The sequence below is a fragment of the Kitasatospora sp. SolWspMP-SS2h genome (assembly GCF_003259315.1).
GTDB classification, from domain to species: Bacteria; Actinomycetota; Actinomycetes; order Streptomycetales; family Streptomycetaceae; genus Kitasatospora; species Kitasatospora fiedleri.
Genome location: NZ_QLLT01000022.1, coordinates 1 through 20,098 on the forward strand (window position 1 = coordinate 1; position 20,098 = coordinate 20,098).

The window sequence follows — 20,098 nt, forward strand, 5'->3', positions numbered from 1 at the left end:
CCGCCCCCGGCCGCGGCGCCCGCCCGTCCCCGTGCAGCTTCCACCCGAACCCGACCTTCATCCCGTTCCCTGTTCCACTCGACCGGACCGCCCTGGAGCGGGCCCCGTGACCACATGCTGACGCACCATGATCCCCTGCTCGTTGACGGACAGGCCGTGGACGTGCCTGATGTCCACCCACGCCCAGGAGTGCGCGCACCGGTACCCGGCCGTCGGCGAACGCCGCGAGGGGTCCTGAGGCTGCGCGGCTGCCCGCCCGGGAGCCTGCTGGTCCAGGCAGTGGCGGACAGCGCGGAGCCGGTACGGCCGCTGGGGGCGGGACGCTCTCGACCGAGCCGGTGGATCCCTCGAACCGCGGGCCGTTCCGATTCCGGGACCCGGAGGACGCAACCGTCCTGGCCCAGTGGCCCACACCCGGCGACCTCGGGCGCGTGGACGTCGTCGCAGGCACCGGCGTCAGGGAGGACGACTTCCGGGGCGGCGAGCGACTGCCTTCGGGCCCGCGCTTCGACCGTTCACCCTGGTGTGGCACCGCGCCGACACCGCCCGCCGCGCTCTCGCCGGACGCGTCCTGGACCACCGCGGCGGCCTGTCCCGCTTCGGGGAGACCGTGAGCCTCCTGCGCGAGTACGGCGTCGCCGTTGTGCTCCGGTGAGAGAAACGACGGGCGATCCCGGACGCCGGGAAGACGGGCGCCTGACCGGGCCCCGCCGCTGCGCGCACCGGCCCCGGAACTGCTCCACCACCGCACACCCCTCCCGCCAGCCGGCGAAGGACGGTTCCGACCGGGATGGGAAGGGTGAGGAGAGCGGTCACCACCTGACCGTTCCTGAACGGACGATCGCGCTTCAAGCCAGTTATTGTTCGTCCGCGAGGACTTGCCGGTGGCCGTCCGCCCGAGGACCCGCCCCGCCCGGCGCTAGGGTGGCCCCGTGGCGGACACCCCGACGGCAACGGCCCCCTCCGTCCAAGCCCTGAACGCCATCGTCGACCGCGCCTGCGAACCGCCCACGGGCGCCTCGCGCGCGAAGCAACTGCGCTGGGTCGCCGGGGAACTGCGCACCGCCCTGGAACGCGGCGCGATCCCGCCGACGGCCGCCCGCTCCCTGACCGCGCTCCTCGCCCCGGACACCCTCGCCGCCTACCTCACGGCCGCCGAACGGGGCCTGCTGCGACGCAAACCCGCCGCACGACCCGACCACGCCTCACCCGCGTCCGTGCGCGTACGCGAGGACTGCCTGCGCATCCTCGGCGTCCAGGCCGGCATCCCCCTCACCCTCCCCGAGCGCGACCGGCCCAAGGTCACGCTCCGGTCGGTGGTCGCCGCCCGCCCCCGCGGCATCCTCCTCGCCCATCTGGAACACGCCACCCGCCCCGGCCAGGGCGACGCCCGCACCCGCATCCTCGCCATCATCGCCACCGTGCTGGACACCGGCTGCCGGGCCGGCGAACTCTGCGCCCTGCGCACCCACGACATCGACCCGCGCCACGGCACGATCCGGCTCACCCGCCTCCCCCAGCACCGCGACCCCCGCACCCCACCCGTCACCGAGACCCTCCCCCTCTCCGCCACCACCCGCGCCGCGCTGCGCCAGTGGCTCACCGCCCGCGCCCGCCTCACCGTCCGCGACGCCACCCGACCCCCCGGCCCCGGCAACGAGACCACCGACGCCCTGTGGGTCAGCATCGCCCCCAGCGGCCACCCCCGCCCCGGCCTCCCCCTCCACTTCCGCGGCCTCGCCCGCGCCTACGCCCGAGCCGTCCACGACCTCAACACCGACATGGCCGGCCAACCCGGCTGGCACCCCCTCCCCCGCCGCATGGAACCCCTGCGCCGCGCCATCGAACTCCACCCCGCCGACCCCGACGACGCGAATGCCCTCCGCCGCCCACCCGCCCCTCGTCCGGCGCCGCCAGCTGCCGGACAGGAGCCGTCCAGCCGCCAGAACTGAAGGCCCCGGAGAACATCCCCACCCGCCGGGAGTGAGGCCGGCTCAGTCCGCCGCCCCATCGAGGTGGTCCTCGTACACCGCGACCTTGTGCCGGACGATGTCCAACGAGCGGTGCAGCTCGGCGAGTCGGTCCAGGACGCGCTGTTCGTGGGCGCGCAGCAGGGCGAGGCGGTCGGGTTCGGTGCCGGTGCCGGTGCGGGCGAGTTCGGTGTAGCGGCGGATCTCCGGGATCGGCATGCCGGAGGCACGCAGGACGGTGCACAGCCGCAGCCACTCCACGTCACCCTCGGTGTAGCGGCGCCGTCCGCCGCCCTCGCGCCGGATCGGGCCGGCCAGGATGCCCTCGCGCTCGTAGAACCGGAGCGCGTGCACGCTCAGGCCGGTGCGGGCGGCGACCTGGCCGATGCTCAGGGTCGGCGCCGACCCGTCCGGTGATGACATCCGACCAGCATAGGAGTCCGCCGTCCGGGTCGGCCGGGGAGTTGCCCGGGCCGGTCCGGGGAGTTGATCTAGAGCCGACTCCAGCTCCTAGAGTGGCCGGCGGCGCGCCCGCAGCGGACGCACGGAAGGGGAACACGTCATGCGTTACCGGACTCTCGGCGGCACCGGCATCGAGGTGAGCACGCACTGCCTGGGCACCATGATGCTCGGCTCGGTCGGCAACCCGGACCACCGGGAAGGCGCCCGGATCGTGCACACCGCGCTGGACGCCGGGATCAACTTCGTCGACACCGCCGACATGTACTCGGCGGGCGAGTCCGAGGAGATCGTCGGCAAGGCGCTGGAGGGGCGGCGCGACGAGGTGGTGCTGGCCACCAAGGTGCACTTCCCGATGGGCGAGGGGCCCAACCGCGGCGGCAACTCGCGACGGTGGATCCTGCGCGCGGTGGAGGACAGCCTGCGGCGGCTGCGCACCGACTGGATCGACCTCTACCAGGTGCACCGGCCCGACCACCGCACGGACGTCGAGGAGACCCTGGCGGTGCTCGACGACCTGGTCCGGCAGGGCAAGATCCGGGCGTTCGGCTGCTCGACCTTCCCGGCCGCCGAGATCGTCGAGGCGCACTGGGCGTCCGAGCGCCGCGCGCTGCCCCGGTTCCGGACCGAGCAGCCGCCGTACTCGCTGCTGGCCCGCGGCATCGAGGCCACCGTGCTGCCGGTCGCCCGCCGCCACCGGATGGGCGTGCTCACCTGGGCGCCGCTCGCCTCGGGCTTCCTGACCGGCCGCTACCGCAAGGACGGGCCGGTCGACCTGGGCAGCGGGCGGGCCGCGCTGACCCCGCACCGCTTCGACCCGGCGCTCCCGGAGAACGCCCGCAAGCTCGATGCCGTCGAACGGTTCGTCGCGCTCGCCGACGACCTCGGCTGCACGCTGCCCGAACTCGCCGTCGCCTTCCCGCTGGCGCACCCCGACGTCACCTCGGTGATCCTCGGCCCCCGGACGGTCGAGCAGCTCACCGGCCTGCTCGGCGGAGCCGCGCTGACCTTGGACGACGCCGCCCTGGACCGGATCGACGCGATCGTCCCGCCCGGCACCGACCTCTACCGGGCGGACGGCGCCTGGCGGTCCCCCGCCCTCGACCCGGCCGCCCTGCGCCGCCCCGTCGCCGACCGCGCCGGGGCGGACGCCTGACGCCTGACGCCTGACGCCGAGAGCCCGCCCGTCGGCCGGCCGGCCGGTTCAGCCCCCGGCCGGCAGGCGGCCCTGTAGGGTGCGGGACAACTCGGCGATGCAGTCCGCGAGTTGGCGGTCGGAGAGCCGGGCCGGGTCGCCGCCGCAGCCGACCGGTGCCGTGGAGGGCTGCGGCGCGGGCGTCGCCGGAGCGGGGGCCGGAGCCGTGGGTGTCGCCGCCGGATCGGGCTGCGGCTGCGGCTGGGCGCCGGGCGGGGTGACGGCACCCTTGAGGGAGACCAGGTTGGGGGTGACGGTGGCGTCGCCCGAGAGGTCGATGTAGTCCTGGGTCTGCCCGTTGAAGTCGACGAAGCCGCGCCACATGTCCCGGCCGAACGGGATGATCTCCTGGAGCGCGCCGCCCTCGCCCGCGCTGATGGTGACCGAGGTCCGCTGGGCCATGTACGAGACCATCCGGCTGGCCAGCACGTCCAGGTTGACCGACGGGGCGTCGTCGGCCCGGACGTACACGTGCAGGTCGTTGAGGCCGTCGCCGACCCGGTCGGCCTGGAGGACCGCGAAGGCGACCACCAGTTGCGAGGAGCTGTCCCGGGGCACCAGCGGCGTCACGTAGTACAGGTGGCCGTCGGCCTTCGAGCGGAGCAGGAACTCGCCGGGGTTGGTGGCGTTCGCGGCGGCCGCGGTGTGGTCGTAGCCGAAGCCGCGGTCGTCCTTGGCGCCGCGCCCGCCGAGCCACTGCACCTCGTGGATCTGCGAGCGGACCACCGAGGCCGGGTAGACCGCGCCGGGCAGGTCGCCGGGGGCCGCGGTGGGCCGGTGGGCGAGGTCGGGGCGGCCGTCGGCGGAGCCCCTGAGCACCAGGACGCCGGCCGGGGCGAGCACCGTGCGCCGCTTCCAACCGGTCTGCCTGGCCACCGAGATGACGATCACGGGCCGGGCGGTGCGGACGTCCGGGCCGTCGCAGTAGCCCCAGACGTCCTGGTCGCTGTAGACCAGGTCGGGGAAGCGCTCGGCGAGCAGGTTGCGCAGGCTGACCGCGCCCGTCCCGCCGAAGGCCCGGTCGAAGGCGTGGTCGCCGCCGAAGGCGCAGGAGGTGACGGAGTTGGAGCCGCCGTCCCAGACCGCGACGCCCTCCATCGGCTGCTCGCCGGAGCCGTCCAGCACGGCCGTCCACACCCCGGCGCCGCCCGCCCGCGCCCCGTCCGCACCGCCCGTCGCGGCACCGGGCAGGTAGTGCAGGCTGTGGTTCAGCAGGTGGACGCCGGAGGTCAGGCCCGCGCTGTCGGTGAGCGCCTTGGTGGCGGCGGCGTAGGACGCGGTGCGGGCCTCGAAGTCGAAGTCCGGCATCGGGGCGGTCTTGACGCAGGCCGGGACGTCCGAGGTGCCGACCAGGTCGCAGCGCGCGCCGTCGCCGGGGCGGCTGTGCTCGGTGACCGGGAGCACCGAGCGCGGGGTGGCCGCGCCGCCCGCCGGGACGTCCAGGACGGTGGAGCGGGCGTAGAACCGGCCCGCGTCCTTGTCGTCGTCCCACAGGCCGGTGCCCGCGCGCACCAGCGAGCCGAGCACCGCCAGCACCACCGCGGCCGTCGCCAGCCGGACCCACCGGTCGCGCAGGCCCGCCCCGGACTCCCCGGCCGCGTACCGGAGCGCCACCCCGGTGCCGCCCAGGCCGATCGCGAGCCAGAACCAGAACAGCGGCGCGGCGTCCATCGGGCCGCCGTGCGGGAAGAACAGGCGCTCGACCAGCAGCAGGTAGCTCTGGTCCTGCTGGCCGAAGCCGCCGAACAGGACGTGCTTGACCACCCGGGTCAGCACCGCCAGCAGCGGCATCCACAGCCACCAGACGGCCACCCGGACCAGGGCGTCCCGCGCCGCGTGGCGGCCCCGTGCACTCGTCATCCCGCTCCCCCGTCCCCGACCCGCTCCGCAGCGCGGGCCCCCCTGGTCCATCGTTCCCGCCCCGCCCGCCCGGCAAGCCTGCGGGGCGGCCGGACGGCCGGACGGCCGGGCGGACGGGCGGACGGGCGGCCGGGCGGCCGGACCGGGCGCCGCCGTGGCCCCCGGTCCTCGGCCGTTGCCGGACACACTGGCATGACGGTCTGTCAGGCAGCCCCGGCGGCCTCCCGCAGGGTGCGGGAGAGCGTGCCGCGCAGGTGGGCGAACGCGGGGGTGCCGCGCAGCGCGGCGGGGTCGGTGGCGCTGTCGCGGGGCAGGTCGACGGGCAGGTCGGCGACCACCCGGCCCGGGTCGGCGGCCATCACCAGGACCCGGGAGCCGAGCAGCACCGCCTCGTCCACCGAGTGCGTGACGAACAGCACGGCGGTGCCGGCCCGGGCGGTGAGGGTGCGCAGTTCCTCCTGGAGGCGTTCGCGAGTGAGCGCGTCCAGGGCGGCGAACGGCTCGTCGAGCAGCAGCAGCCGGGGCCGGCCGGCCAGCGCCCGGGCGATGGCGACCCGCTGCTGCTGGCCGCCGGACAACTCCCAGGTGCGCCGCCCGGCGTAGCCGGACAGGCCGACCAGGTCGAGCAACTCGGCGGTACGGGCGGCCCGTTCGGCCCGGGGCAGGCCGTGCCGGGCGAGCACGAAGGCCAGGTTGCCGCCGACGGTGCGCCACGGGAACAGCCGCGGCTGCTGGAACACCAGCCCGGTGCCGCGCCCGGGCCGGGGCGGCGCGCCGTGCACCAGCGCACCGCCCTCGACGGCCGGTTCGAACCCGGCGACCACCCGCAGCAGGGTGGTCTTGCCGCAGCCGGACGGGCCGACCAGGACGACGAACTCCCCCTCCGCGACGGTCAGCGAGACGTCGTGGACGGCGGTCACCTCCCGCCCGGCCCGCCGCCGGCCCCGGGTACCGCCGTACCGGACCGTGATCCGGTCCAACGCGACTGCGGGGGACGCGCGTTCGGCCACCTCGACCGCCTCGACCGCCTCGCCCGCCTCGTCCGCCTCGCCTGCCTTACGCATCTCGGCCGCCCCGGTCAGTGGTCCGGGCGCCCCGGTCGGCGGTCCGGGCGCCTCAGCCGGTGACACGGGCCAGCTCCTCCACGGCCAGTGCCTTGGCGAACACCGAGGCGTCGGGCACCGCGTCGATCTTCTGCTGGCCCTTCAGGAACACCGCGGCGTCGTGCAGGTTGTCGGCGAGCCTGCCGGGCGCGCCGGGCTTGCCCAGGTAGTCGGGGCCGGCCTGTTCGGCGGCGGTGAGCAGGACGAGCTGCTTGAGCTGGGCGAGCGCGTCGGCGGGGCTGAGGTTGAGCTCCTTGGCGATCGAGGCGGCGGCCTGCCCGGGGTCGCTCTTGGCGAGCGCGACGGCCTGGTCCTCGGCCTTGAGCCAGGCGGTGACGATCTCGGGGTGGGCCTGGGCGAAGGCGTTCGTGACCACGCCGAGGTCGGCGGTGCGCTTGCCCTGGTCGGCGAGCTGGCGGCTGGTCACCAGCACCTTGCCGTCCTTCTCCAGCTCGGTGAGGGTGGGCGTCCAGGTGTAGGCGGCGTCGATGTCGCCGCGCTTCCAGGCGGCCAGCGCGTCCTGCGGCTGGAGGTCGATGACGTTCACCTTCGCCGGGTCGACGCCGGCCGCCTGGAGGGCGGCCAGCAGCGAGTAGTGCGAGGTGGAGCCGAACGGGGTGGCGACCTTCTTGCCGACCAGCTGCTCCACCGAGGTGATGCCGCCGCGGGCGACCAGCGCCTCGTTCTCGCCGATCAGGTCGTGCACCCAGAGCACCTTGTACGGGATGTTCAGCGGCGCGGCCAGGCCCTTGGTGACGGGGCTGGACCCGGCCAGGCCGAAGTCGACCGAGCCGGCCAGGACGGCGGTGTTGACGTCGCCGCCGGAGTCGAACTTCACCCACTTGACGTCGGCGTCGGGCAGCGCCTGCTCCAGCAGCCGCCTGTCCTTCACCACCAGGTCGGCGTTGGGTATCTCCTGGTAGGCGATCCGGACGGTGGTTCTGCCCTTGCCGTCGGCGCTGCCGGAGCCGGAGCTGGAGCAGGCGGTGGCGGCGGCGGTCAGCAGCACGGCCGCCGCGGCGGCGGTGGCGCGCAGGACGGTACGGCGGTTCTCGGGCATGGCGGACTCCCTTGGTAGGAAAGAGGATTGACGAAGGGTCAGGCGCGTCCGCGCCAGGGCACGGCGAGCCGTTCGACGGCCTTGAGCAGGCCGTCCAGGACGATGCCGGACAGGCCGATGGTGATGATTCCGGCGAGCACGACGGCGGTCTGGTTGTAGCGCTGGGCGTCGCGGATCATGCCGCCGATGCCGGGCACCCCGTTGATGGTCTCGGCGGCCACCACCGAGGTGTACGCGACGCCGACGGCGATCCGCACCCCGGTGAGGATCTCGGGCAGCGCGGCGGGCAGCACCACCCCGCCCAGCAGCGACCAGCGGCCCGCGCCGAGCGCCCGGGCGGCCTCCAGCAGGTCGCCGGGCACGCCGCGCACGGCGGCCGCGGTGGCGGCGGCGACCGGCGGCAGCGCGGCGATCAGCAGCAGCCAGACCTTGGGCGACTCGTCGATGCCGAACCAGATCACCAGCAGGCTCAGGTAGGCCAGCGGCGGCAGGGTGCGCAGGAAGGTGACGGCGGGCTCCAGCACCACCGCGACCGGGCGCAGGGTGCCGATCGCCAGGCCGAGCGCGGTGCCGAACAGGACCGCCCAGCCGGTGCCCTGGGCGATCCGGCGCAGGCTGGCGGCGAGGTGCTCGCCCAGCAGGTGGCCGCTGTAGCCGCGGACGCCGTCGTGGACGGTGGAGGCGAGCACGAACTGGTGCCACACCTCGCCCGGGGAGGGCACCAACGCCCTCGGCCACACCTGGAGTTGGACGACGAGCTGCCAGCCGGCCAGCAGCGCGGCGAGCGCCAGGGCGCGCAGCGCCGTCCAGCGCAGCGCCTCGACCACCCGGCCCCGGGAGGCCCCGGCCCGCACGCCCACCGTACCCGTCGCGCCCGTCACGCCTGCCGTACCCGCCGTACCCGTCACGCCCGCCGTACCGGCCTTCGCGCCGGTCGTCGTACCGGTACCGGTACCGGCACCCGCACCCGTGGCCGCGCTCATGCCGCGTCCCGTTCGGCCAGCAGGGCGCGCACCCGGGGGACGACCTCCTCGCCGACCCGGTACGCCTCCTCCAGGTGCGGGTAGCCGGAGAGGATGAACTCGTCGACGCCCAGGGCCCGGTACTCGGCGAGGCGGGCGGCGACCTCGTCGTGCGAGCCGACCAGGGCGGTGCCGGCGCCCTCCCGGACCAGGCCGATGCCGGCCCACAGGTTGGGGGCGACCAGCAGGTCGCGGGCGGCGGCGGTGCCGCCGCCGTGCAGGGCCGCCATCCGGGCCTGGCCGGTGGAGTCCATCGCGGCGAACCGGGCCTGGCTGGCCCGGACGGCCGCCGGGTCGATGCCGGAGAGGATCCGGTCGGCCTCGGCCCACGCCTGTTCGGCGGTGTCGCGGCTGATCACGTGCAGCCGCAGCCCGTACCGCAGGGTGCGCCCCTGCTCGGCGGCGATCGCGCGCAGCCGGGTGATCCGCTCGGCGATCGCCGCCGGCGGTTCGCCCCACAGCAGTTGGACGTCGGCGCGGCGGGCGGCGACCTGCTCGGCGGCGGGCGAGGCGCCGCCGAAGTACAGCGGGACGGGGTGCTCGACGGCGGGGTCGACGAGCTGGGCGTCGGCGAGTTGCAGGTGCGCGCCCCGACGGTCGACGCGCTTGCCGTCCAGCAGGTCGCGCAGCGCGGCCATCACCTCGTCGGTGCGGGCGTAGCGCTCGTCGTGGGCCAGGTGGTCGCCGTAGGCGCGCTGTTCGGCGGGGTCGCCGCCGGTGACCACGTTCAGCCGCAGCCGGCCGCCGGCCAGGCGGCGGAAGGAGTCGGCCTGCTGGGCGAGCAGGGTGGGGCTGGCGAAACCGGCCCGGAAGGCGACCAGGAAGCCGATCCGGCGGGTGTGCTGGGTGAGCGCGGTGGCCAGGACCCACGGGTCGACGCAGCCGAGGCCGACCGGCGCGAGCAGCGCGGTGAACCCGGCCTGCTCGGCGGCCCGGGCGACCTGCGCCAGGTAGTCGACGTCGGCGGGCCGGCGGGTCGCGGCACCGGTGCGGCCCTGCACGGCGGTGACGCCGCCGGGGTCGCGGCCGTCGCCGCCGGTGGGCAGGAACCAGTGGAACACGGGGGTTCGGTCGGGCACGGGGGGTCCTCTTCTCCGGGGGCGGCCGAGGCGGCGGGCGGGACAGCGGGCGGGACTCGCACACGGGCGTACCGGGCTCACCGGGCGTACCGGGTCGTGCGGTCGGCGGGGTGCGGGCGCGGCGACGACACCCTCCGCACCGGCTGCGGACGCGGGGGTGCGGACGCGCGGGCTACGGACGCGGGGCGTACGGACGCGCAGGTGCGGCGGGGTACGGGCGGAGCCGGGGGTGCGTGGCGCTCAGGCGCGGCGACAGGCAGCGGAACACACCCGGAGAAGGTCGATGTGACCCCGGGTGGTGAGGAATACGCGCTGCGACATGCGCCGGAAGCTACCACGTTCCGGTCGGTCGAGGGCCTAGAACGTCCACATCGCGGTCACCGCGTCCACGATCCGGACGGTCGACCGAAGCGGTCGGCGCCACGGGCCTTTTCGGCCAACCCCGGTGACGTCCAATCAGTTATTCGACGGACCGCGCCTACTGGAAACAAACCTTTCGTTCAACCACTTGACCGTGCCCGGTACGCCGCTATCGTCTCCCCCAGCAGTCGGTCTAGACCTATGACCGTCTCCGGCCTGTCGCAACGGTCGTACAGAGGAACCCCGTTCGTGTCCGCCCCACCGCGCCACGACGGGAACCGCCGTACCTGGACGGTCCAGGACGGACCTGAACCCCCCACATCAGGAAGGCACCCCCCATGCAGACCAAGAGAAAGGTGACCGCCGTCGTCGGCGCGCTGGTCGCCCCCCTGCTCGGCATGACCATGAGCGCGGGCACCGCCAGCGCCCACGGCTGGATCACCAACCCGGCGAGCCGCCAGGACCAGTGCGCCAACAACGTGGTCAGCTGCGGCCAGATCAAGTACGAGCCGCAGAGCGTCGAGGGCCCGAAGGGCCTGTTCACCTGTTCCGGCGGTCACTCCGAGTACGCCGAGCTGGACAACGACAACCTGGGCTGGAAGGTCACCAACGTGTCCTCCGTCCAGACCTTCACCTGGCACTTCACCGCCCGGCACTCCACCGCGAACTGGCAGTACTACATCGGCAACAAGCTGATCGCCACGTTCCCCGGCAACAACGCCCAGCCGCCGGCCGACCTCAGCCAGACCGTGAACTTCGGCAGCTACACCGGCCGCCAGAAGGTCCTCGCGGTGTGGAACATCTCGGACACCGCGAACGCGTTCTACTCCTGCATCGACGTCAACATCGGCGGCACGGGCGGGACGACGGGCGGCACCACGGGTGGCACGACCGGCGGGACCACCGGCGGGACGACGGGTGGCACGACCGGCGGCACGACCGGAGGCACCACGGGCGGGACCACCGGCGGCACCGGCAGCTGCACGACCGCCGCCTGGAACACGACCGCGGCCTACAGCGCCGGCCAGACCGTCTCCTACGGCGGCCACAACTGGCGCGCCAAGTGGTGGACCCAGGGCGAGCAGCCCGGCACCACCGGCCAGTGGGGCGTCTGGGACGACCTCGGCGCCTGCTGACGAGCCACCCGGCACCCCGCGACACCGCCGACCGGCCGACGGCCTCCTGTGGGGGAGGGCCGCCCGGCCCGGCACCAGGCCCCCGACCCGCACCCGGGTCGGGGGCCCACGCGCTCCCGGGCCCTCTTCCGGCCCGGCCCAGATCCCGGGTCCGGCCCCGGCCCCGCCCCTCCCGGTAGGGCCGGGGTGGAGACCGGCCGCCCCCGTCAGCCCCGCAGCCGGGCCAGCAGCGCACCCCACCAGCCGCGCCGCTGCGGAGGCACCAGCGGCACCACCGGCGGCGCGGGCGGCAGCGGCGGCGCGACGGCCGCCGGGGCGGGCGCCGTCCGCGACGGGGTGGCGGCGGGCGTCCGCGGGCCGGGCACGGACGGCCCGACCGCCGTCGCCGAACTCGACGGGTACAGCGCGGTCGGCGCGGGCGACACGGTCGGCGCGGTCGCCGAGGTCTCCGCGGTCGCCGGATACCGCGAGGTCGACGGGTACGACGGGTACGACGGGTTCGAGGGGACGACCCCGGCGGCCGGTGCCGCCGCCTGCGGCTGGAGCGCGGCGCGCGGGGTGAAGCGGGCCGGCAGCTCGGTCAGGTGCCGGGACATCCAGTTGCCCCGCCAGACCAACTGGTTCTCGTCCACCGAGAGTTGGAGGTCAGGCAGCCGGGTGAGCAGGATGTCGATGCCGGACTCGGCGATCGCCCGCCCGATCTCCTGCCCGGGGCACTCGTGCGGACCGCTGCCGAACGCCAGGTGCGAGCGGTTGCCGAACAGCGGGGTGTCCAGGTCGGGCCGGACCGCCGGGTCGGCGTTGCCCGCCGCGACGCCGAGCAGCAGCATGTCGCCGGCCTTGATGGCCTGCCCGCCGAGTTCGGTGTCGCCGGTCGCCCAGCGGCCGGGCACCAGCATGAACGGCGGTGAGTCCCAGAGCACTTGGTCGAGGGCGTCCGGCAGGGTCATCTGGCCGCCCGACAGGTGGGCGCGGAAGCGGCTGTCGGTGAGGACCATCTTCAGCGTCTCGGAGATCAGGTTGATGGTGGTCTCGTTGGCGGCCAGCAGCACCGAGCGCAGGTGCTCCAGCACCTCGTCCTCGCTCAGCCCGGACGGGTGCTCGATCAGCCAGGTGATCAGGTCCTGGCCGGGCTCGTCGCGCTTGCGCTCCACGGTGCGGCGCAGCGACTCGACCACGTACTCGTTGCTGGCGACGGACGTCTCGGTGCCCTTGACCAGGTCGCGGGCGGCCTCGACCAGCCGCGGGCCGTACTCCTCGGGCATGCCGAGGAGTTGGGTCATCACCAGCATCGGCAGGTGCTCGGCGAACCGGGAGACCAGGTCGACCCGGCCGCTGTCGCCGAACTCGGCGATCAGCTGGTCGGAGAACCGGGTGACGTAGCGCCGCATGCCGCGCCGGTCGAAGCGGTTCAGGCCGTCGGTGACGGCGACCCGCAGCCGGCGGTGCTCCTCGCCGTCGACGAAGGAGCAGGTCGGCTGCCAGGCGATCACCGGCAGCACCGGGGAGTCGGGGGCGACCCGGCCCTCCCGGAACTCGGTCCAGCGCCGGGAGTCCCGGGAGAACCGGGACGGGGTGCGCATCGCGGTCAGGTTCGCCGAGTAGCCCAGCACCAGCCAGGCCGGCAGGTCGCCGTGCAGCAGGACGGGGGCGACCTCGCCGTGCTCGGCGCGCAGCTTCTCGTAGAAACCGGCCGGGTCGGCCTCGGCCTCGGGGCCGAACAGCCGCAGCAGTCCACCGCCCGGCGGCCCCCCGGCGGCGCGGTGGGCGGGACAGCCGGGCGGCGGGACGGGCGCGCCCTGGTACGCGTGCTCTTCGTACGTCACGGGATGACTCCGGGGGGAGGGGGAGGAGTTGACGGGCCGCGGGCGGCCGGTGGAACGGCGGGCGGGACGGCGGGACGTCAGCCGACCGGCTGGGCCGAGGGCGTCGCGGCCGGGACGGACCCGCCGGACGCACCGGACGCACCGGTCCCGGCGGGCCCGCCCGGCTGGGCGGCGAGGTCGTACAGGTAGCGCATCAGGGCCGTCAGCACGTCCCGGCTGGACTCCCGGGAGCGGGCGTCGCAGTGGACGATCGGCACGTGGTGCGGCAGGTCGAGCGCGGCGCGCAGTTCCTCGACGGGGTAACGGGGTGACTCCGGGAAGCCGTTGAGCGCGACCACGAACGGCACCCCGCGGTCCTCCAGCCGGCCCAGGACGTCGAAGGAGACCTCCAGCCGACGGGTGTCGACCAGCACGACCGCGCCCAGCGCGCCCTCGAACAGGCCGTTCCAGAGGAACCAGAAGCGCTCCTGGCCCGGCGTGCCGAAGACGTACAGCACCAGTTCGTCGCTGATGGTGATCCGGCCGAAGTCCATCGCCACGGTGGTGGAGTCCTTGCGCTCCACCCCGGCCAGGTCGTCGATGCCGACGCCCGCCTCGGTCATGGTCTCCTCGGTGGTCAGCGGGCGGATCTCGCTGACCGCGCCGACCAGGGTGGTCTTGCCGACCCCGAAGCCGCCGACGATGACGACCTTGACGGCGGTGGCCACGGTCGCCGGGAGCAGCTCGGCCTCGCGCGGCCCGCGCGGCTCAGAGCCGTTGAAGTCCATGGATCACTGCCTCCAGCAGGGAAAGGTCGGGAAGGGCGGCCGGGGGGACGGGGGCGCGGACCTCGATCCGGCGCTCGGCGAGCAGGTCCGCCAGCAGGACGGTGACCAGGCTGTTCGGCAGCCGCAGGTAGGCGGAGATCTCGGCGACCGAGAGCGGGGAGCCGCAGATCCGCAGGATCGCGGCGTGCTCGGGCTGCATGGTCGGCTCGGGCCGGGCGCGGGCGACGACCAGCGTGACCAGGTCGAACCCGGCGGTGGCGGACTTGCGGTCGCGCCCCCCGCTGATCACGTAGAGCCGCTCCGGGTTGGCGTCCGCCCAGTCCTGGTTGCTCATCCCCGCACCTCGGTGTGGCCGGCGGCCGGTCGGCGCGTCGGCGGTGTTCCGGTGGTTCCGGCCGTCCCGGCGGCCGCGACCGCTGTCGCCGCCGCTGCCGCGTCGGACCCGGCGGGCCGTGCGTCCGCCCGGCCCGGCCGTGACCCGGCCCGACGGAGCGCCCGCCGTCCTGCCCGTGGCCCGACGGAGCGCCCGGCCCCCGGCCCGGCCCGTCGGCCGGTCGGGTCGGCGGCGCGACTCACGCGATCTGCTCGCTGCCGCGGACGGGTGTGGTCAGGTGCTCGCCGATCCGGGCGACCAGGTCGCGCATCCGCTGGCCGACCAGGCCCGCGTCCACGCCCTCGTCCGCGAGGACCGCCAGGTAGGCCCGGGAGCCGGCCGCCATCAGGTAGAAGAAGCCGCCGCCGACCTCGATCACCACCAGCCGCATCCGCCCGTCGCCGTGCGGGAACTCGTGGCCGACCGCGTTGGCCAGGCTCTGGAGTCCGGCGCAGGCGGCGGCCAGCCGGTCCGCGGTGTCGGGGTCGGTGCCGTGCTGGGCCAGCCGCAGGCCGTCCGCGGACAGCACGATGACGTGCCGGATGCACGGGACGGTCTCCGCGAGGTCCTTGAGCATCCAGTCCATGTTGGTCCGTTGCTGAATCACTTGTCGCCTTTCCCTGCTGATTCGTCACTGGCGTGGCTGCCGCCGCCCGGCCCGGCGACCGACCCGCCGCCCGGCCCGGCGACCGGCGCGGTGCCGTTGACGCCGTCGGTGAAGGCGGCCAGCCACAGGCCGGGTTGGACCGGCTCGGGGGCGGGTGCGGGTGCGGGTACGGGTGCCTGCGGCGCGGCCGCGGCCCGCACCGGGGGCGCCGGGGCCTGGGCCGGGGCAGGCGTCCGGGCCGGGGCCTGCTGCGCGGGGCGGGAGGCGCCGAAGCGGGACGGGGCGGCGTGCCGGCGGCGCTGGGGCAGCCCGTTCGCGGTGCGCTCGAACACCTGGGGCGCGTCGTCCTCGTACGGCTTGGCCGCCGGCCCGGGCCCCGCGGGGGACGCCGCCGCGGACGCCGGTCCGGACGCCGCCGCGGGCACGGTGCGCGGGAACGTCCCGTCGGAGGGGGCCGGGAACGTCCCCGCCGCAGAGGCCGCGGGGGCCGGGAAGGCTGCGGAGGCCGGGAAGGCTGCGGTGGCGGCGAAGCCCCCGGCGGGGGTGTGGGTGGCGGCGGCGGGGTGCGGGCGGGGCGCGGTGTCCGCGAACTCGGCGCCGGGCACCGGCGGGTAGGGCTCGCCGTCGTACTGGCCGCCCGGCCCCTGGGGGGAGGGGAAGGCCAGCGGGGTGGTGGTGGCGATCCGGCCGATGCCGTGGGCGCGGCTGGGCGCGGGCGCGGTGGTGATGTACGCCTCGGGGACGATCAGCACCGCGCGCACGCCGCCGTACGCGGAGGGGCGCAGCGAGACCTGGAAGCCGTAGGCGCGGGCGAGTCGGCCGACCACGGCGAGGCCGAGCCGGGGGGCCTCGCCGAGGCCGTTGAGGTCGATGCCGGACTCGGCCTCGGCCAGCATCCGTTCGGCCCGGGCGCGGCCCTCCTCGCCGAGGCTGAGGCCGCCGTCCTCGATCTCGATGGCGATGCCGGTCTGCACCTCGACGGCGGTGAGGTGGACGTTGGTCTGCGGCGGCGAGTAGCGGGTGGCGTTGTCGAGGAGTTCGGCGAGCGCGTGGATCAGCGGTTCGACGGCGGGGCCGACCACGGCGACCTCGGAGACCGGGTGGAGTTCGACCCGGCGGAAGTCGAGGATGCGGGAGATGCCGCCGCGCAGCACGCTGTACAGCGGGACGGGGTTGTTCCACTGGCGGCCGGGGCGGGCACCGCCGAGCACGGCGATGGAGTCGGCGAGGCGGCCGATCAGGGCGTTGCCGTGGTCGAGCAGCAGCAGGTCGTCGAAGACCGCGGGGTCGTCGCCGTGCCGGTCCTCCATCTTGCGCAGGTCGATGGCCTGGCGGTGGACGATGGCCTGGACCCGGCGGGCGATGTTGACGAAGGCGCGCTGCGCGGACTCGCGCATCGCCTCCTCGTTGTCGACGGCGTCCAGGACGGCGCGCAGCACGGCGTAGCGGAAGTCGTGGAACTCGTCGCCGGCGTTGTTGACGTGCTGCTGCTCGTAGGAGCGGAGCACGTCGGTGATGAACTCGCCGCCCTGCATCCGGGCGACGGCCTGCGGGAGTTCGTTCCTGGCGAGTTCGAGCATGCCGGCCTGCTGCCGGGCCAGGCGGTGCCGCTGCTCGGCGTCCTGCCGGGCGGCCTCCTCGCGGGCCAGTTCCAGTGCGCGGCCCCGGCGCACCGCTTCGTACCCCGCCACCGCCACGGCCGCGGCGCCCACCAGGCCGCACCAGATGATCCCCGAGGTCGCCGCGCCCGGGTTCGCCGCGGCGGCGAGGCCGACGGCCGCGCCGATCACCGCCGCGGGCAGCAGACAGACGAGCACGGCCGCGGGCAGCCGTCCTCCTGAAGACGATCCGTCTGGTGACGATCCGGCTCGAAGCATCAGCATCCTCATACGCTCGGAGGGGACAGGGAGGTGGGCGGGGCCGGGCGGTGCGGCGGGGCCCGGGCGCGAAGCAGCATAGCCGGTGCACGAAGTGCCTGACGGTCCGTCAGACGCCTTTTCCCCCAGGAGGGTTGCTCTCCCGGACGACTGTTCCCGGGGCCTGCCCGGGCGGTCCGGACCGCGCCGTGCCCGACTCATAGGCTTGTCGCACCATGCGCCCCCGGAGTAGCCCCACCCGGCGGATTCACCCGGACGAGCGGCAGTCCCGGCAAACCTTCGACCACGGCCGGTCGAAACTGCTAGAGCCGACCCTCGAACCCCCGCCCGCCCCCGCGACAGGAGTTCGATGGCCTCCCCGGCCCGGCCCGGACGCTGCCGCGCGCCCCGTTCACGACTCCTCCCCAGCCCGGTGGGCGCCGGCTCGCCCCCGGATCACCGCCGGTTCACCCCACCGGGTAAGGGCCCCGGACGACCCGTCCGCGCCCACCACCGGAGGCCCCGATGCCCACCGACCCGTCCGCCCGGCCCGGCCGCCGCGCCCTGCTGCGCACCGGCCTCGCCACCGGCGCCGCGACCGCCGTCGGCCTGGCCACCCCGGCCACCGCCTCCGCCGCCGCCCCCACCGCCGGTCCCACCGCCGCCGCTCCCGCCGACCGGACCGTCACGCTGACCGGCCGACTCCCCACCGGCGCGCCCGACTTCGTCCACCTCCCGGTGGAAGTCCCGCCCGGGGTGCGGGAGATCGCGGTGTCGTACCGCTACGACCGGCCCGCCGTCCCGGCCGGCACCCCGGGCAACTCCTGCGACATCGGCCTCTTCGACCAGCGCGGCACCGACCTGGGCGGCCGGGGCTTCCGCGGCTGGTCCGGCGGCTTCCGCGACTCGTTCAGCATCTCCGCGACCGCCGCCACCCCCGGCTACCTGCCCGGACCGATCGACCCTAACACCTGGCACGTGGTGCTCGGCCCCTACCAGGTCGCCCCGCAGGGCCTGGCCTACACGGTCGAGGTCACCTTCCGGTTCGGCCGCCCGGGCCCGGCCTCCACCCCGCACTACCCGGCCGAACGGGCCCGCGGCCGCGGCCGGGCCTGGTACCGGGGCGACTGCCACCTGCACACCGTGCACTCGGACGGGCGCCGCCTTCCCGAGGAGGTCGCGGCCGGTGCCCGGGCCGCCGGGCTGGACTTCATCGTCTCCACCGACCACAACACCAGCTCCGCGCACGGCGCCTGGGGCCCGCTGGCCGGGGACGACCTGCTGATCGTTCTCGGCGAGGAGGTCACCACCCGCAACGGCCACTGGCTGGCCCTCGGCCTGGAGCCCGGCCGCTTCGTCGACTGGCGCTACCGCTCGCGCGACGACCTGTTCCCCCGCTTCGCCCGCCAGGTCCGCCGCGACGGCGGCCTGGTCGTCCCCGCCCACCCCTACTGCCCGTACGTGGCCTGCCAGTGGAAGTTCGGCTACCGGGACGCCGACGCCGTCGAGGTCTGGAACGGCCCCTGGACGTACGACGACGAATCCGCCGTGGACACCTGGGACGCCGGCCTGGCCACCGCCCTGCGCGAGGGCCGCGGCTGGCTGCCCGCGCTGGGCAACAGCGACGCCCACAGCGAGCCGCAGCCGATCGGCAGCCCGCACAACGTCGTCCTCGCCGAGGACCTGAGCCGCGCCGCGATCCTCGACGGCCTGCGCGCCGGACGCAGCTGGATCGCCGAGTCCGCCGCCGTGCAACTGGAGTTCACCGCCACCGGCCACGGCCGCCAGGTCGGCATCGGCGAACGCCTGACCGTCCCCGCCGACGCCCCCGTCGACGTCCGCCTCACCGTCTCCGGCGTCCCCGGCGGGACCGCCCGCCTGCTCACCGACGAGGGACAGCTCCACCAGGAGCCCCTCTCCCCCAGCGGCCCCACCACCCTCACCTGGCGCACCACCGCCTCCCTCGCCGGCTACGTCCGCGCCGAAGTCCGCCACCCCCGGCCGGACGGCACCCCGGGCCAGGGCACCACCATGGGCCCCGCCCTCCCCTGGGGCCCGATGGCGGCCCTCACCAACCCGATCCTGCTCGCCGCCACCCCCTGACCCGCTCCGCTCCGCGCGCCCCCGCTCAGGTCAGTTCCAGCACCTTCCGCCCGCAGCGCAGGAACACCCGGCGGGTGGCAGTCGGGCGGGCGAGGCCGTGGGCGCCGAGGACGACGAGCAGGCGCTCGTCCGCGTCGGTGCGGGTGAGCGGGACGGTGTGCCGCGCGCCGTCGGTGTGTTCGACGACCAGCCTCAGGCCGCCCGCCGCAGCGACCCGGCGGACCTGGTTGAGGCTGGGCAGTTCGCCGCTGACCTTGACCAGCGGGTCGCCGAGGGTGGCCGCGCCGTGCGCGGCCGGGTCGACGGCGGGCAGCGGCCCCGCCTGGGAGTAGCGGCGCACCGCGCACCCGGTTTTCGCCCGTCCCGCACCCGGTTTTCGCCCGTCCCGCGCGCCGCGGTTTTCCACCCGCCCGCGCCACGTGTGCACCTTGGCAGTGGCGCGCCCGGCTGCGAAGGTGACGGAGTATCAGCCCACCATCCCCTTGTCCGATCATCCCGATGGGAGCGTGCGCATGACCGCACCGGTACTGACGGTGGACCAGGTGGTCGACCGGATGACGGACCTGGCCGCCGAACTCCCGCCCCGCGACGGGGTCGCCGTGTTCAACGCGATGTACCTGACCGTCACCCGGCTGGTCCGCGACCACCTCGCCGCCGGGTACTTCGACGACCCGGTCGCCATGGCCGAACTCGACGCCGTCTTCGCCGCCCGCTACCTCGCCGCCGTCGACGACAACCGCGCCGGACACCGTCCCGCCGCCTGCTGGCGCCCGCTGTTCGAGCTGCGCGCCGCCCCGGGCGTCCACCCGCTCCAGTTCGCCCTGGCGGGCATGAACGCCCACATCGAGAACGACCTCCCGCTCGCCGTCCTCGACACCTGCCGCCTCACCGACCGCACCCCCGACCGGCTGCACGCCGACTACCTGCGGATCAACGCCCTGCTCGCCCGGGTCGAGGCCGAGGTCCGCGCCTCCCTGCTGCCCGTCCCGGCCGGCGGCGCGCTGCTGCACGTGCTGTCCGTCTGGAGCATCGACCGCGCCCGCGACGCCGCCTGGGCCTCCGTCCTCGCCCTGTGGGAGCTGCGCCGCCTGCCGCCCGCCCGCGACCTGGTCGCCGACGCCCTCTCCGGCTCCGTCGGCATGGTCGGCCGCGCCCTGCTCACCCCGCTCACCCCGCTCACCCCGCTCAGCCCGAACCGACCGCGCTCCGGGGACTGACGGACCGGTGCCCGATGATGGGTCCACCGGCGGGCCGGGCGGGACGAACGCCGGAACGGCCTCCGGACGAGGGCGGACACGGACACGGGCACGAGCGCGAACACG

18 protein-coding genes are annotated in these 20,098 nt (G+C 75.4%); 6 read left to right on the plus strand and 12 right to left on the minus strand.

What is annotated here, in order from left to right; all coding sequences use genetic code 11:
* The first annotated feature begins 523 nt into the window (after window positions 1–523).
* Together K353_RS36635 and K353_RS36960 are read left to right on the plus strand one after the other, a co-directional pair.
* Entirely contained in the window at window positions 524–655 is a 132-nt protein-coding gene (locus tag K353_RS36635) for a hypothetical protein (RefSeq protein WP_255410765.1), read from the plus strand.
* A 277-nt stretch (window positions 656–932) separates the two neighbouring features.
* On the plus strand, window positions 933–1,952 hold the full coding sequence (locus K353_RS36960) for a site-specific integrase (protein ID WP_146616564.1): 1,020 nt from the start codon (window positions 933–935) through the stop codon (window positions 1,950–1,952).
* A 42-nt stretch (window positions 1,953–1,994) separates the two neighbouring features.
* Here the strand turns inward: K353_RS36960 and K353_RS25075 are convergent, their stop codons facing one another.
* Window positions 1,995–2,393: a MerR family transcriptional regulator gene (locus K353_RS25075; protein WP_111555814.1), complete on the minus strand. Its 399-nt coding sequence runs from the start codon at window positions 2,391–2,393 to the stop codon at window positions 1,995–1,997.
* Window positions 2,394–2,532: 139 nt separating this feature from the next.
* Here K353_RS25075 and K353_RS25080 point away from each other — a divergent pair, with 139 nt between their 5' ends.
* Window positions 2,533–3,585: an aldo/keto reductase gene (locus tag K353_RS25080; protein ID WP_111555815.1), complete on the plus strand. Its 1,053-nt coding sequence runs from the start codon at window positions 2,533–2,535 to the stop codon at window positions 3,583–3,585.
* A gap of 48 nt (window positions 3,586–3,633) precedes the next feature.
* Here K353_RS25080 and K353_RS25085 read toward each other — a convergent pair whose 3' ends face one another.
* The 5 genes from K353_RS25085 to K353_RS25105 all read right to left on the minus strand — a co-directional run bounded on the left by K353_RS25085 (window position 3,634) and on the right by K353_RS25105 (window position 9,748).
* Window positions 3,634–5,484, minus strand: coding sequence for a hypothetical protein (locus K353_RS25085; RefSeq protein ID WP_111555816.1), 1,851 nt, complete (start codon window positions 5,482–5,484; stop codon window positions 3,634–3,636).
* Window positions 5,485–5,687: 203 nt separating this feature from the next.
* On the minus strand, window positions 5,688–6,548 hold the full coding sequence (locus tag K353_RS25090; protein ID WP_111555817.1) for an ABC transporter ATP-binding protein: 861 nt from the start codon (window positions 6,546–6,548) through the stop codon (window positions 5,688–5,690).
* A 52-nt stretch (window positions 6,549–6,600) separates the two neighbouring features.
* The gene (locus tag K353_RS25095) at window positions 6,601–7,647 is read right to left on the minus strand and encodes an ABC transporter substrate-binding protein (protein ID WP_111555818.1); all 1,047 of its coding nucleotides are present in this window, start codon (window positions 7,645–7,647) and stop codon (window positions 6,601–6,603) included.
* Between the two features lie 38 nt (window positions 7,648–7,685).
* Window positions 7,686–8,507: an ABC transporter permease gene (locus K353_RS25100; protein WP_370447656.1), complete on the minus strand. Its 822-nt coding sequence runs from the start codon at window positions 8,505–8,507 to the stop codon at window positions 7,686–7,688.
* Window positions 8,508–8,626: 119 nt separating this feature from the next.
* Window positions 8,627–9,748, minus strand: coding sequence for an LLM class flavin-dependent oxidoreductase (locus K353_RS25105; RefSeq protein WP_111555819.1), 1,122 nt, complete (start codon window positions 9,746–9,748; stop codon window positions 8,627–8,629).
* A 698-nt stretch (window positions 9,749–10,446) separates the two neighbouring features.
* Here K353_RS25105 and K353_RS25110 point away from each other — a divergent pair.
* Entirely contained in the window at window positions 10,447–11,244 is a 798-nt protein-coding gene (locus tag K353_RS25110; protein ID WP_111555820.1) for a lytic polysaccharide monooxygenase, read from the plus strand.
* 206 nt (window positions 11,245–11,450) lie between these two features.
* Here the strand turns inward: K353_RS25110 and K353_RS25115 are convergent, their stop codons facing one another.
* The 5 genes from K353_RS25115 to K353_RS25135 all read right to left on the minus strand — a co-directional run bounded on the left by K353_RS25115 (window position 11,451) and on the right by K353_RS25135 (window position 16,634).
* Entirely contained in the window at window positions 11,451–13,070 is a 1,620-nt protein-coding gene (locus K353_RS25115; RefSeq protein WP_111555821.1) for a cytochrome P450, read from the minus strand.
* 77 nt (window positions 13,071–13,147) lie between these two features.
* The gene (locus K353_RS25120) at window positions 13,148–13,837 is read right to left on the minus strand and encodes an ATP/GTP-binding protein (protein ID WP_111555822.1); all 690 of its coding nucleotides are present in this window, start codon (window positions 13,835–13,837) and stop codon (window positions 13,148–13,150) included.
* Window positions 13,818–14,171: a DUF742 domain-containing protein gene (locus tag K353_RS25125; protein ID WP_100835214.1), complete on the minus strand. Its 354-nt coding sequence runs from the start codon at window positions 14,169–14,171 to the stop codon at window positions 13,818–13,820. The genes K353_RS25120 and K353_RS25125 overlap by 20 nt, the downstream gene beginning before the upstream one ends.
* A 238-nt stretch (window positions 14,172–14,409) precedes the next feature.
* The gene (locus K353_RS25130) at window positions 14,410–14,817 is read right to left on the minus strand and encodes a roadblock/LC7 domain-containing protein (RefSeq protein WP_030462807.1); all 408 of its coding nucleotides are present in this window, start codon (window positions 14,815–14,817) and stop codon (window positions 14,410–14,412) included.
* On the minus strand, window positions 14,814–16,634 hold the full coding sequence (locus tag K353_RS25135; protein WP_370447653.1) for a sensor histidine kinase: 1,821 nt from the start codon (window positions 16,632–16,634) through the stop codon (window positions 14,814–14,816). Before K353_RS25135 ends, K353_RS25130 begins: the two co-directional genes overlap by 4 nt.
* Before the next feature lie 564 nt (window positions 16,635–17,198).
* Between K353_RS25135 and K353_RS25140 the strand changes: the two genes are divergently transcribed.
* The gene (locus K353_RS25140; protein WP_111555823.1) at window positions 17,199–18,776 is read left to right on the plus strand and encodes a CehA/McbA family metallohydrolase; all 1,578 of its coding nucleotides are present in this window, start codon (window positions 17,199–17,201) and stop codon (window positions 18,774–18,776) included.
* Between the two features lie 25 nt (window positions 18,777–18,801).
* Here K353_RS25140 and K353_RS25145 read toward each other — a convergent pair whose 3' ends face one another.
* Window positions 18,802–19,116, minus strand: a complete 315-nt coding sequence (locus tag K353_RS25145) for a hypothetical protein (protein WP_199528238.1) — start codon at window positions 19,114–19,116, stop codon at window positions 18,802–18,804.
* Between the two features lie 172 nt (window positions 19,117–19,288).
* Here K353_RS25145 and K353_RS25150 point away from each other — a divergent pair, with 172 nt between their 5' ends.
* Complete coding sequence (locus K353_RS25150) at window positions 19,289–19,993, plus strand: DUF5995 family protein (RefSeq protein ID WP_111555824.1); 705 nt, start codon at window positions 19,289–19,291, stop codon at window positions 19,991–19,993.
* The last annotated feature ends 105 nt before the right edge of the window (window positions 19,994–20,098 follow it).

Excerpts from the sequence above, each read along its gene's own strand:
- K353_RS25075 (WP_111555814.1), bottom strand. The coding sequence starts at position 2,393 with ATGTCATCACCGGACGGGTCGGCGCCGACCCTGAGCATCGGCCAGGTC.
- K353_RS25080 (WP_111555815.1), top strand. The coding sequence starts at position 2,533 with ATGCGTTACCGGACTCTCGGCGGCACCGGCATCGAGGTGAGCACGCAC.
- K353_RS25085 (WP_111555816.1), bottom strand. The coding sequence starts at position 5,484 with ATGACGAGTGCACGGGGCCGCCACGCGGCGCGGGACGCCCTGGTCCGG.
- K353_RS25090 (WP_111555817.1), bottom strand. The coding sequence starts at position 6,548 with ATGCGTAAGGCAGGCGAGGCGGACGAGGCGGGCGAGGCGGTCGAGGCG.
- K353_RS25095 (WP_111555818.1), bottom strand. The coding sequence starts at position 7,647 with ATGCCCGAGAACCGCCGTACCGTCCTGCGCGCCACCGCCGCCGCGGCG.
- K353_RS25110 (WP_111555820.1), top strand. The coding sequence starts at position 10,447 with ATGCAGACCAAGAGAAAGGTGACCGCCGTCGTCGGCGCGCTGGTCGCC.
- K353_RS25120 (WP_111555822.1), bottom strand. The coding sequence starts at position 13,837 with ATGGACTTCAACGGCTCTGAGCCGCGCGGGCCGCGCGAGGCCGAGCTG.
- K353_RS25125 (WP_100835214.1), bottom strand. The coding sequence starts at position 14,171 with ATGAGCAACCAGGACTGGGCGGACGCCAACCCGGAGCGGCTCTACGTG.
- K353_RS25140 (WP_111555823.1), top strand. The coding sequence starts at position 17,199 with ATGCCCACCGACCCGTCCGCCCGGCCCGGCCGCCGCGCCCTGCTGCGC.
- K353_RS25150 (WP_111555824.1), top strand. The coding sequence starts at position 19,289 with ATGACCGCACCGGTACTGACGGTGGACCAGGTGGTCGACCGGATGACG.